The organism is Sinorhizobium fredii USDA 257 (assembly GCF_000265205.3).
GTDB classification, from domain to species: Bacteria; Pseudomonadota; Alphaproteobacteria; order Rhizobiales; family Rhizobiaceae; genus Sinorhizobium; species Sinorhizobium fredii_B.
Map to the genome: position 1 here is coordinate 5,242,695 of NC_018000.1, position 11,438 is coordinate 5,254,132.

The following is an 11,438-nucleotide window of genomic DNA, read 5'->3' on the forward strand; positions in this document are numbered from 1 at the left end:
CGCCAACCGACAATCAGGCCGCTCTGTTAAGGCGCATTTTCCTGCGAACGCTGCTGGAGGGAAGAAATCCATGAAAATCCTAGTAACGGTGAAACGGGTCGTCGACTTCAACGTCAAGATCCGGGTGAAGGCGGACGGATCGGGCGTCGAGCTTGCCAACGTCAAGATGTCGATGAACCCGTTCGACGAGATCTCCGTCGAAGAGGCGCTAAGGCTCAAGGAAGCCGGCAAGGCCTCGGAAGTGGTGGTCGTGTCGATCGGTCCGGCCAAGGCCGAGGAGACGCTGAGGACGGCGCTCGCCATGGGCGCCGACCGGGCGATCCTCGTCGAGACCGACGACCAGGTCGAGCCGCTCACCGTCGCCAAGATCGTCAAGGCTGTGGCAGAAGCCGAGCAGCCGGGGCTGATCATCGTCGGCAAGCAGGCGATCGACGACGATTCCAACCAGACCGGCCAGATGCTGTCGGCACTGCTCGGCTGGGCCCAGGGTACCTTCGCCTCGAAGGTCGAGATCGGCGACGGCAAGGTCAATGTCACCCGCGAGGTCGACGGCGGCCTGCAGACGGTCGAACTGAAACTGCCGGCGGTGGTGACCACCGACCTCAGGCTGAACGAGCCGCGCTATGCCTCGCTGCCGAACATCATGAAGGCGAAGAAGAAGCCGCTCGACAGACACACCCCGGCCGATTTCGGCGTCGACACGACCGCACGGCTGAAGGTGTTGAAGACCGAAGAACCGTCCGGCCGCAAGGCCGGCATCAAGGTCAAGTCGGTCGCCGAGCTCGTCGACAAGCTCAAGACCGAAGCCGGCGTATTGTAAGAGACGGGAAAGGGAGACTTATATCATGGCCATTCTGCTTCTGGCTGACCACGACACCAGCCACCTTTCCGACCAGACGGCGAAGGCGCTGACGGCGGCAACGAAGATCGCCAGTGGGACTGGAACCGACGTTCACATCCTCGTTGCCGGCTCTGGTGCGAAAGCCGTCGCCGAGCAGGCGGCGAAGCTTGCCGGCGTATCCAGGGTGCTGGTCGCCGACGACGCGTCGCTTGCCAACAACCTCGCCGAGCCGCTCGCCGCCTTGATCGTTTCGCTGGCCGGCGCCTACGACACGCTTGTTGCCGCCGCCACCTCGGTCGGCAAGAACGTCATGCCGCGGGTCGCGGCGCTCCTCGACGTCGCCCAGGTTTCTGAAATCATCGAGGTGGTCTCGTCGGACACCTTCAAGCGGCCGATCTATGCCGGCAACGCCATCCAGACGGTGCAGACGACGGAAGCGAAAAAGGTCATCACCGTCCGCACCGCCTCCTTCGCCGCAGCCCCTGAAGGCGGTTCGGCAGCGATCGAGACGGTATCGGCCGCCGCCGATCCGGGGCTGTCCAGCCACGTTTCCGACGCGCTGTCGTCCTCCGACCGCCCCGAACTGACCTCGGCCAGGATCATCATCTCCGGCGGCCGGGCGCTCGGCTCGTCGGAGAAGTTCAGGCAAGTCATCCTGCCGGTCGCCGACAAGCTCGGTGCCGCCGTCGGTGCCAGCCGCGCCGCCGTCGATGCCGGCTACGCGCCGAACGACTGGCAGGTCGGCCAGACCGGCAAGGTGGTCGCCCCCGACCTCTACATCGCCTGCGGCATCTCCGGGGCGATTCAACACCTCGCCGGCATGAAGGATTCCAAGGTGATCGTCGCCATCAACAAGGACGAGGAGGCGCCGATTTTCCAGGTCGCCGACTACGGCCTCGTCGCCGATCTCTTCGACGTCCTGCCGGAGCTCGAAAAGGCGCTCTAAGTGGGCTGGCACCCGGCACGAAAAAGGCTGGAAAATCTGCCGGCTTGGCATTAACAATCGTACCGGGCCGTCCCATCGGCCCGGTTTTTTTGCATTTTCGGCAGCGCCGCTGCTCGAGATTTCTCAAAGTGGATGTTCGCTTCGATGATCAAGACAATCGGAATTATTGGCGCGGGGCAAATGGGCTGCGGCATTGCCCATGTTTCAGCAGCCGCCGGTTACAAGGTGCAGCTCTACGATATTGCTGCGGACCGCATCGAGGCAGGGCTGGCGACCATCAATGGGAACCTCGCCCGCCAGGTTTCCTCCGGCAAGATGAGCGATGAGGACCGCAAGAAGGCCCTGTCGCTGATGAAGGGCTCGACGGACATCAACGACCTTTCGCAGGCGGACCTCGTCATCGAGGCCGTCACGGAGGACGAAACCGTCAAGCGCAAGATCTACGGCCTGGTTTGTCCGATCATGAAGCCAGACGCGCTTCTTGCGACCAACACCTCGTCGCTGTCGATCACCCGGCTCGCCTCGGCAACCGACCGCCCCGAACGCTTCATGGGCATCCACTTCATGAACCCGGTTCCGGTCATGAAGCTGGTGGAACTCGTGCGCGGCATCGCCACCGACGAAGAGACCTTCCGGACTGCAAAGGAATTCGTCGCCCATCTCGACAAGACCGTCACGGTCGCCGAGGATTTCCCCGCTTTCATCGTCAACCGCATCCTGTTACCAATGATCAACGAGGCGATCTATACACTCTACGAGGGCGTGGGCACGGTCGATGCCATCGATACGGCGATGAAGCTCGGTGCCAACCATCCGATGGGTCCGCTGCAGCTCGCCGACTTTATCGGGCTCGACACCTGTCTGTCGATCATGCAGGTGCTGCATGACGGCTTGGCGGACTCAAAATACCGCCCCTGCCCGCTGCTGGTGAAATATGTCGAAGCCGGCTGGCTCGGCCGCAAGTCCGGTCGCGGCTTCTACGACTATCGCGGCGACGTTCCGGTCCCGACGCGCTGAGGGGGACGAATCCCTTCAACTTCCCGCAGGCGGCGCAAGCGCCGCCTCGATCAGCCGTTTCGCGTCCTCACTGTCCCACACGGCAGGCCCGTTCATCGAGCCGATCAGGCAGCCCTTCTCGTCCATGAGCAGAGTGGCGGGCAGCCCGAAGGCAAGACCCTCCTTCTTCATCACATTGAAGACGCCCATCGAGGCGTCGCGATAGTAGCGGAGTTGACGGACGGCGATTTCGTCCAGGAAAGCCTTCGGCTTTTCGTCGTCGCCCGTGTCGATATTGATGGCGACGACCTCGAAGCGATCGCCGCCAAGCGCCGCCTGCAGCGCGTTGAGCGCCGGCATCTCCTCCCGGCACGGCAGGCACCAGGTCGCCCAGAGATTGACGAGCAGCGTCTTGCCGGCAAAGGCGGCAAGGGTAAGCGGCTTTCCATCCGGGCCGACGAAGTCGAGTCCGCCGATCGGACGCGGATTGGCGGCCGGCGTCATGGCGGCCACCTGGCCGCGCATCAGCGGCGTCAGCGCTGCCACTTTTTCACCGGCGCGCGGGCAACTTGCGTCAGCCGTCGGCACTGTCCCGCCATTGCCAGACCCGGTCTCCTTCACGTATACCGCAGCCGCACCGGCGATCACGCCAAAAAGGGCGGCGAGCGCGAGCATCTTCACGGCCGGAGGACGTTTCTTCTGGTCTTGCATTTCATTCTCCAAAGGCGGGCATCCCGATGGCTGACGGCAGTTCCGAGACGAAATCCTCCAACCAGATGTGGGGCGGACGCTTCGCCTCGGGCCCGGACGCTATCATGGAGGAGATAAATGCCTCGATCGGCTTCGACAAGAAGCTCTATGCCCAGGATATCTGCGGCTCAATAGCGCATGCCACCATGCTGGCGCATCAGGGCATCATTTCCGCCGAAGACAAAGACAAGATCGTTCACGGCCTCGACACGATCCTGTCAGAGATCGAAAGCGGCGCCTTCGAATTCTCTCGCCGCCTCGAAGACATTCACATGAATGTCGAGGCACGGCTGGCGACGCTGATCGGCCCCGCCGCCGGTCGCCTCCATACGGCACGCTCCCGCAACGACCAGGTGGCACTCGATTTCCGCCTGTGGGTGAAGGAAGAACTGCAGAGGACCGAAAGGGCGCTGACGGCGCTGATCGCCGCCTTTCTCGACCGGGCGGAAGAACATGCCGACACGGTGATGCCCGGCTTCACGCACCTGCAGACGGCCCAACCGGTGACCTTCGGCCATCATTGCATGGCCTATGTCGAAATGTTCGGCCGCGACCGCTCGCGCGTCAGGCACGCGATCGAGCATATGGACGAAAGCCCGATCGGCGCCGCAGCCCTTGCGGGCACCGGCTTCCCGATCGACCGGCACATGACCGCCAAGGCGCTCGGTTTCCGCGAGCCGACCCGCAACTCGATCGATACGGTCTCCGACCGCGACTTCGCGCTCGAGTTCCTGTCGATCGCGTCGATCGCCGCCACGCACCTGTCGCGGCTCGCCGAAGAGATCGTCATCTGGTCGACGCCGCAATTCGGCTTCATCCGCCTGTCGGATGCCTTCTCGACCGGCTCTTCGATCATGCCGCAGAAGAAGAACCCCGACGCCGCCGAACTGGTGCGCGCCAAGACCGGCCGCATCAACGGCTCGCTGATTGCGCTTCTAACGGTCATGAAGGGCCTGCCGCTCGCCTATTCCAAGGACATGCAAGAGGACAAGGAACAGGTTTTCGACGCGGCCGAAAGCCTCGAATTGGCGGTCGCGGCGATGACCGGCATGGTGCGCGACATGACGGTACGCGCCGACCGGATGAAGGCCGCTGCTGGTTCTGGCTATTCGACCGCAACGGACCTTGCCGACTGGCTTGTGCGCGAGGCCGGCCTGCCCTTCCGTGACGCCCACCACGTCACCGGTCGCGCCGTGGCGCTCGCCGAACAGAAAAGTTGTGACCTTGCCGATCTTTCGCTTGCCGAACTCAAGGCCTTCAACCCCGCCATTACCGACAAGGTGTTCGACGTGCTGACCGTCGAAGCCTCGGTCGCAAGCCGCACCAGCTTCGGCGGCACCGCGCCGGCAGAAGTGCGCAAGCAGATCGCCTGGTGGCGGGCGCGCAACTGAGCGCGGAGCGAACCCGGGCAACGTAGAAACAGGGTGCACAAGGTGCTGAAAAACCGATAAGAGATCGCACCAGACGAGACATGCGAGGCGCTCGCTTCGCTGCCGCTCTTGACCTATCGGCTTCAGCTTCGGCGAGGGAAATGACGATGACATTCACGAAGGCGGCCCGGCTTGCGCTCCTGCTGGCGATTCCGGGGCTGGTTCTTACCGGCTGCGGGCGCAAGGGCGATCTCGACCGGCCGGGCGCCACCACGGCGATCAACACGAAAGCGCCGGCCGGCACCGCCGAACCGAAGGAGACGGTCGAGGACCGCCCCTTCCTGCTTGACCCCCTTCTCTAAGCGAGCGACACCCCGTGAATCATTTCGACTATCGCGACGGAATTCTCTACGCCGAAGACGTGCCCGTGACGGATATCGCCCGCGCCGTCGGCACGCCGTTCTATTGCTATTCGACCGCGACCCTCGAGCGACACTACCGGGTCTTCGCACAAGCCTTTGCCGACGTCGATGCGATGGTCTGCTATGCGGTGAAGGCCAATTCCAACCAGGCCGTGCTGAAGACGCTCGGCCGCCTCGGCGCGGGTGTCGACGTGGTCTCGGAAGGTGAACTCCGCCGGGCGCTCGCCGCCGGCATCCCGGCAGACCGGATCATGTTTTCCGGCGTCGGCAAGACGCCACGCGAAATGGATCTGGGGCTTGAGGCCGGCATCTATTGCTTCAACGTCGAATCGGAGCCGGAGCTGGAAATCCTCAACCAGCGCGCCGTGCGCGCCGGCAAGCAGGCGCATGTCTCCTTCCGCATCAATCCGGACGTCGACGCACGCACGCACGCGAAGATTTCGACCGGCAAGAAGGAAAACAAGTTCGGCATTTCCTGGGAGCGGGCGCGCGCCGTCTATGCCCACGCCGCGACGCTCCCGGGCATCAAGGTGACCGGCATCGACATGCATATCGGCAGCCAGATCACCGAGCTGCAGCCTTTCGATGATGCCTTCAAGCTGTTGCGCGAGCTGGTCGATACGCTGCGCTCCGACGGCCACGTCATCGATCACGTCGACATTGGCGGCGGCCTCGGCATCCCTTATCGTGAAGACAACAACCCGCCGCCGCTCCCCGATGCCTATGCCGACATCGTCAAGAATCAGCTCAAGGGCCTCGACTGCAAGATCGTCACCGAACCGGGGCGGCTGATCGTCGGCAATGCCGGCATTCTCGTCACCGAAGTGATCTATGTGAAGGATGGCGGCGAAAAGACCTTTGTCATCGTCGATGGGGCGATGAACGACCTGATCCGCCCGACGCTCTACGAGGCCTATCACGAGATCAGGCCGGTGAAGATTTCCGCCGCCAATGCGCCGCGCATCAAGGCCGACGTGGTCGGCCCGGTCTGCGAGACGGGCGACTATCTGGCGCTCGATCGGGAGATGGCGATGCCGAAGCCGGGCGATCTTTTCGCGATAGGCTCAGCGGGCGCCTACGGTGCGGTCCAGTCCGGCACCTACAACAGCCGGCTCTTGGTCCCCGAGGTTCTCGTCAGGGGCGATCGTTTCCATTTGATCCGTCCGCGCAAGGATTATGACGCTCTGATCGGCCTCGACTCGGTGCCGGATTGGCTCGACTGAACCCCGCTGTGGCCACGTTCGACGTGGCGTCGTCGGGCAATCACGGTTTGTTTTTCTATCCGCCCTCGCCTTCGCCACAAAGGATGTTATCCTGACCGCTGACCGCCGGGGCGGTCAAAAGGAATGGAAAGGGAATTTGGGCGGATGACGCAATTCCGGCAGGATGAAACGCCACAACCGCGGTCATTCGTCAGGATGCTGGCGACGAAGCGGGTCCTGGCGCGCCTGATCCTGCTGACCGAACAGCTCCTGCCCCGGGCGCTTGCACCGGCCTCGCTCGTGCTCCTTTTCCTCTCCGCCGGCTGGCTCGGCTTATTCCGTGTTGCGCCGTTCTGGCTGCATGTCGTGGTTCTGCTCGCCTTCGTGGCCGGGCTCTTCCTGACGCTCCTGCCGCTCACCCGTGTTCGTTGGCCGGATATCACCGAAGCCGACAGGATGCTCGAAGACCGCAATCAACTGCCCCATCAGGCGATCCGCGTCCAGGACGACGCCCCGGCAACGGAGGGGGCCGTCGGTGCGGCGCTGTGGCGCGAGCATCAGGCGCGAATGGCCCGTCTCGTCCACGGCCTCGACACGGGCCTGCCGCGGCCCGACGTCGCACGACACGATCCCCTTGCGCTGAGGGCGGTGCCGATACTGCTCGCCTGCGTCGCCTTCGCCTATTCTTACTCGAATCGCGCCGGACTGATGTCGGATGCGTTTCGGCTGCCTGAGCGTCAGGTCACCGCTCCCGATATCCGCATCGATGCCTGGGTGACGCCACCGGCCTATACCGGTCGCGCACCGATTTTCCTGACCGGCCGAGAGGATATGGCGGCGGTCGAGGGGCAGGCTTCAATCACCATACCTCAGTTCAGCGATGTGACGGTTCGTATAACAGGCGCCGGACAGGATACGCAGGTCAGCTATGCCGACACGGGCAGCCCGCAGCCGACGGTCATCCCGGCCACGGCCGGGAAGCCGTCGTCGCAGCAACCGGCGGCAACCGAAGCGGCCGGAGCGCCTCCGAATGGCGCGCGCAATCATCTCTTCAAAATCACCCGGGACGGGACGCTCTCCGTCTCCGGACAGCGCTGGAACTTCAAGATCATTCCTGACAGCGTCCCAGGCATCGCCTTCGATGGCGCGCCTCGTCCGACAGCGAACGCGTCGCTTGAGATCAGCTTTCTCGGCCATGACGACTACGGCATTTCACAGGCCTGGGCGGAGATTAAACCTGTGGACGAACCCGCAGCCGATGCCCGGCCGCTTTATCCGCCACCGGAATATCGCCTCGACCTGCCGCGCCGCAATCCACGTGAAGCCAAGGGAACGACAAGCCGGAACTTGAGCGAGCATCCGCTCTCTGGAAAGCGCGTGCAGATCACCCTCGTCGCCCGCGATGCTGCCGGACAGGAGGGCCGAAGCGTGCCTGAGGAAATAGTATTGCCGGCACGGCGCTTCTTCGAACCGCTTGCCGGCGCGGTCGCCGAACAGCGGCAGGTCTTTGCGCTCGACGCCAACCAGCTGCCCCGTGCCATCGACCTCAACGATGCGCTGACGCTCTACCCCGAGGAGACGATCCCGAACCTTACGCATTTCCTGTTGATCCAGTCGGCCCGGACGCGGATGGAACTGGCGCGCAACGACGACATGCTGCGCGACGCGGCCGAGCATCTCTGGGAGATCGCGCTCGGCATCGAGGACGGCGACCTGTCGCTCGCCGAGCGCCAGCTGCGCGATGCCCAGCAGGCGCTCTCCGATGCGCTTGAACGCAACGCCTCGGACGAGGAGATCGCCAGGCTGATGCAGGAGCTGCGCCAGGCGATGCAGGAATATATGCGTGCGCTCGCCGAGCAGGCCGCCAAGAATCCGGCGATGGCCGCCAATCCGGACCTCAACAATATGCTGCGCCAGCAGGATCTGGAAAAGATGATGGACCAGATCGAGAACCTGGCGCGTTCCGGCGCGCGCGACCAGGCGCGCCAGCTCTTGTCCGAACTGCAGCGGATGATGAACAATCTGCAGGCCGGCCGCATGCAGCAGGGCGGCGAGCAGAACAATGCCATGCGCCAGCAGATGGACAAGCTCGGCCAACTGATGCAGCAGCAACAGCAGCTGATGGACGAAACATTCAAGCTGGACCAGGCCCTGCGCGACCGTATGCAGCGCGGCGATCCGCTCCAGGGCGAGGACAATGAGCTCTTCGGCCAGGATATGCCTCAGGATCCCGGACGGCAAAGCGATCCGAACGGACAGCCCAACCCGCTCGACGACATGACCGCCGAGCAGTTGAAGGAAGTCCTGAAACAGCTCCGGCAGCAGCAGGAGGCGCTCGGCAAGCAACTGGGTGAGTTGCAGAAGGGACTCGAGGATCTGGGCATAAAGCCAGGCAAGGGCTTCGGCCAGGCTGAGCGCGAAATGGGCGACGCCGCCGGCGCATTGGGTGAGGGTCAGGGCGAACGGGCCGTCGGCAGCCAGGGCCGGGCGCTGCAGGCGTTGCGCGAAGGCGCTCAGGACATGATGAACCAGATGCAGGCCCAGGGACAGGGGCCGGGCCCCGGACAAGGTGTTCCTCAATACGGTCAGAACGGGCGCGACCCGCTCGGTCGTCGCCAGCAGAACGCCGGACCGGATTTCGGCAATCAGGTGAAGGTGCCGGACGAGATCGACACACAGCGCGCTCGGCAGATTCTCGACGCGATCCGGCGCAAGCTCGGCGACAACCTGTCGCCGGAAGTGGAGCGGCAATATCTCGAGCGCCTGCTCGATATGCGCTGAGGCCCTGCAGGGGCAGAGCCTCAAGACGTCGTCAGGCGGCCAAAGCGTGCGCGACCGCCTTGCGGATGTCGGGCAGGGAAAACGGCTTGGAGATCACATCCACGACCTTGCCGGAAATATCATCGGCGCGCTCGCGCTGCTCGGCATAGCCGGTCATCAGCAAAATCTTGAGCTGCGGAAAGGCGGCCGATGCCTGATGCACAAGCTCGATGCCGTCCATGACCGGCATGCGGATATCGGATAGCAGCAGGTCAAAGCGCTGGTCCTTGAGCCGGGCGAGCCCGTCGGCTCCATCCCCCGCCTCGACCGTTTCGTGTCCATCGAGCTGCAACGCCCGCGCCACAAATGAGCGCAAGGCATCCTCATCCTCGGTAATCAGGATTTTCGCCATCATGGCCTCCCGTGTTCGCTCTCACAGAGCGCCGGCGTCATTCGCAAGAAGACGCTCCACGTCGTTGAACATATGTATCCCACGCCGCCTGCGGCCGTGACACCGTTCCAACCAAACAGCTTTGTGTTTGCTTTCGGTAAACGCGATTACTGCAATTTTCGGGTTTCCGCGCTGCTAGGTAGAGAATTCGCAATTGCTCGCCCATGAAGAGCAAGGAGCCGTTGATATCCTGTAGCCGCGGCAACCGAGGATGGCGATACGGTGAAGCGCTATTCCGCGTCGCCCGTGACCACGCCGACGAAGGGTAGTTCGCGGAAGGCATAGGCGACGTCCATGCCGTAGCCGACCACAAAGTGATCGGGGCAGTCGAAGCCGACATAGTCCGCCTCCAGATCGATGCGGCGCTTCATGCGCTTGTCGAGCAGCACGGCGACCCTGACATTGCGTGCGCCGCGCTCGTAGAGCAGATCCTTGGCAAAGCGCAGCGTCCGTCCGGATTCGAGAATGTCGTCGATCAGGAGCACGTCTCGGTCGTGCACGTCGCTGTCGATATCCTTGGTGATCTTCACGCCCTTGGATTCGGTCCCGGTGCCGTAGCTCGAAAGCGTGATGAACTCGACCTCCGGCGCAAGCCCCGCCCCGTGCATCGCACGGATCAGGTCAGCCGCAAAAATGAAAGAGCCCTTGAGGATCGAGATGACGAGGAGGTCCTTGTGCGGCCCGCGCATGATCTCTTCCGCCATGTCTCGATTGCGAGCGGCGATCGCCTCGGGGCTGTAGAGGATCTCGATTTTCTTGCCGCGAACGACGGGCATGGCGGGTCTCCCTTTCCTACAGTGCCGTGCGTCTTTCGAGACGCACAATAGGTCGCCGTAGCACTTTGATTTGCTGCATGTTTTCATCTTTAAATCGGCTACGATCTAAGGAAACCTGCAGTCGGAAGAACGCCTGCCCTCCCTTCAAGCGCCGATTAGCACAATCAGCGAGGCGAAACACTGTTTTCCGCAAAGGAAACGGTGACGTCCGGCATTTTTCCACCCGCATAGGGAAGGCGAGTAACGAAGCGGCGGCTTTCGCCGGGCGCGATGGCGGCGCCCTCGGGCATCAGGCGCGTCGCCGTCACGGGCCGTCCGTTGCTCATGACTTCGACGACCACGGGCGGCAGACGCTGTTCGAGATCGGAGCGATTGTCGATGGCCCCGTAGACGGAAAGCACGTGCATGCCGCCGGTATAGTCGAGCGAGGTGGTGACCCCGTCGATCGCGAGCGGATGGGCGTCCGCCTCGCTTTGACCCCCGAGCCCTGCCATCAGCAGGAAGGCCGCCAAGCCAAGGCCGGCGGCGAGGCCGGCGAAGCGCCGCGCCGGCATTGCGCACAGTCGCGCCTGCGCGATCGCCAGCAACCGGGCTGCGGCTCCGCTTCGAATGGTCGTCGTCGGATGCGGCTCGGGCCACGGGGCCGATCGCCGGTTGTCGTTGAAGACCGGATAGGGACTGGGTCGTGGACCAGGAACCACGGTCTCGAACTCGACGTCGATATAGTCGAGTTTCCGGGCCGCAGGGGTGTCCGAGCGCGGCACGCGCTCAGGCGGAATGAGGTCGATACCGGCCGTCCTCGTGCGAAATGCCTGCATGGGGCTCTCCCATCGGAGTGCCGCGCCCACTACAGCGCCGTGCCTCATTGCAGATGCACGAAGGTCGCTGCAGCACCTCTGGCCGCTGCATCTTTTTCCTTTATCG

Annotated in this window: 11 protein-coding genes; 7 read left to right on the forward strand and 4 right to left on the reverse strand. The window is 63.5% G+C overall.

Annotated elements, in window-relative coordinates; all coding sequences use genetic code 11:
- Positions 1-70 precede the first annotated feature (70 nt).
- From USDA257_RS24630 to USDA257_RS24640, 3 genes are all read left to right on the forward strand, one after another.
- Positions 71-820: an electron transfer flavoprotein subunit beta/FixA family protein gene (locus USDA257_RS24630; protein WP_014765697.1), complete on the forward strand. Its 750-nt coding sequence runs from the start codon at positions 71-73 to the stop codon at positions 818-820.
- Positions 821-845: 25 nt separating this feature from the next.
- Positions 846-1,787 (forward strand): electron transfer flavoprotein subunit alpha/FixB family protein, encoded by a 942-nt coding sequence (locus tag USDA257_RS24635; protein WP_014765698.1) that lies wholly within the window; start codon positions 846-848, stop codon positions 1,785-1,787.
- A 144-nt stretch (positions 1,788-1,931) separates the two neighbouring features.
- The gene (locus tag USDA257_RS24640) at positions 1,932-2,804 is read left to right on the forward strand and encodes a 3-hydroxybutyryl-CoA dehydrogenase (protein WP_041415593.1); all 873 of its coding nucleotides are present in this window, start codon (positions 1,932-1,934) and stop codon (positions 2,802-2,804) included.
- 15 nt (positions 2,805-2,819) lie between these two features.
- Here the strand turns inward: USDA257_RS24640 and tlpA are convergent, their stop codons facing one another.
- On the reverse strand, positions 2,820-3,494 hold the full coding sequence (gene tlpA / locus USDA257_RS24645) for a thiol:disulfide interchange protein TlpA (protein WP_014765700.1): 675 nt from the start codon (positions 3,492-3,494) through the stop codon (positions 2,820-2,822).
- Positions 3,495-3,520: 26 nt separating this feature from the next.
- Here tlpA and argH point away from each other — a divergent pair, with 26 nt between their 5' ends.
- The 4 genes from argH to USDA257_RS24665 all read left to right on the forward strand — a co-directional run bounded on the left by argH (position 3,521) and on the right by USDA257_RS24665 (position 9,308).
- Positions 3,521-4,924, forward strand: coding sequence for an argininosuccinate lyase (gene argH / locus USDA257_RS24650; protein ID WP_014765701.1), 1,404 nt, complete (start codon positions 3,521-3,523; stop codon positions 4,922-4,924).
- 146 nt (positions 4,925-5,070) lie between these two features.
- Complete coding sequence (gene lptM, locus USDA257_RS24655; protein ID WP_014765702.1) at positions 5,071-5,265, forward strand: LPS translocon maturation chaperone LptM; 195 nt, start codon at positions 5,071-5,073, stop codon at positions 5,263-5,265.
- A 14-nt stretch (positions 5,266-5,279) separates the two neighbouring features.
- The gene (gene lysA, locus USDA257_RS24660) at positions 5,280-6,548 is read left to right on the forward strand and encodes a diaminopimelate decarboxylase (protein WP_014765703.1); all 1,269 of its coding nucleotides are present in this window, start codon (positions 5,280-5,282) and stop codon (positions 6,546-6,548) included.
- A 144-nt stretch (positions 6,549-6,692) separates the two neighbouring features.
- On the forward strand, positions 6,693-9,308 hold the full coding sequence (locus USDA257_RS24665) for a TIGR02302 family protein (protein WP_014765704.1): 2,616 nt from the start codon (positions 6,693-6,695) through the stop codon (positions 9,306-9,308).
- A gap of 31 nt (positions 9,309-9,339) precedes the next feature.
- Here USDA257_RS24665 and USDA257_RS24670 read toward each other — a convergent pair whose 3' ends face one another.
- From USDA257_RS24670 to USDA257_RS24680, 3 genes are all read right to left on the reverse strand, one after another.
- Entirely contained in the window at positions 9,340-9,699 is a 360-nt protein-coding gene (locus tag USDA257_RS24670; RefSeq protein ID WP_014765705.1) for a response regulator, read from the reverse strand.
- Between the two features lie 269 nt (positions 9,700-9,968).
- On the reverse strand, positions 9,969-10,514 hold the full coding sequence (gene hpt / locus USDA257_RS24675; protein ID WP_014765706.1) for a hypoxanthine phosphoribosyltransferase: 546 nt from the start codon (positions 10,512-10,514) through the stop codon (positions 9,969-9,971).
- A gap of 164 nt (positions 10,515-10,678) precedes the next feature.
- The gene (locus USDA257_RS24680) at positions 10,679-11,332 is read right to left on the reverse strand and encodes a hypothetical protein (RefSeq protein WP_014765707.1); all 654 of its coding nucleotides are present in this window, start codon (positions 11,330-11,332) and stop codon (positions 10,679-10,681) included.
- Between the last annotated feature and the right edge of the window lie 106 nt (positions 11,333-11,438).

Coding starts and splice junctions, on each gene's coding strand:
- USDA257_RS24635 (WP_014765698.1), top strand. CDS start 846: ATGGCCATTCTGCTTCTGGCTGACCACGACACCAGCCACCTTTCCGAC.
- hpt (WP_014765706.1), bottom strand. CDS start 10,514: ATGCCCGTCGTTCGCGGCAAGAAAATCGAGATCCTCTACAGCCCCGAG.
- lptM (WP_014765702.1), top strand. CDS start 5,071: ATGACATTCACGAAGGCGGCCCGGCTTGCGCTCCTGCTGGCGATTCCG.
- USDA257_RS24680 (WP_014765707.1), bottom strand. CDS start 11,332: ATGCAGGCATTTCGCACGAGGACGGCCGGTATCGACCTCATTCCGCCT.
- USDA257_RS24630 (WP_014765697.1), top strand. CDS start 71: ATGAAAATCCTAGTAACGGTGAAACGGGTCGTCGACTTCAACGTCAAG.
- tlpA (WP_014765700.1), bottom strand. CDS start 3,494: ATGCAAGACCAGAAGAAACGTCCTCCGGCCGTGAAGATGCTCGCGCTC.
- USDA257_RS24670 (WP_014765705.1), bottom strand. CDS start 9,699: ATGGCGAAAATCCTGATTACCGAGGATGAGGATGCCTTGCGCTCATTT.
- argH (WP_014765701.1), top strand. CDS start 3,521: ATGGCTGACGGCAGTTCCGAGACGAAATCCTCCAACCAGATGTGGGGC.
- USDA257_RS24640 (WP_041415593.1), top strand. CDS start 1,932: ATGATCAAGACAATCGGAATTATTGGCGCGGGGCAAATGGGCTGCGGC.
- USDA257_RS24665 (WP_014765704.1), top strand. CDS start 6,693: ATGACGCAATTCCGGCAGGATGAAACGCCACAACCGCGGTCATTCGTC.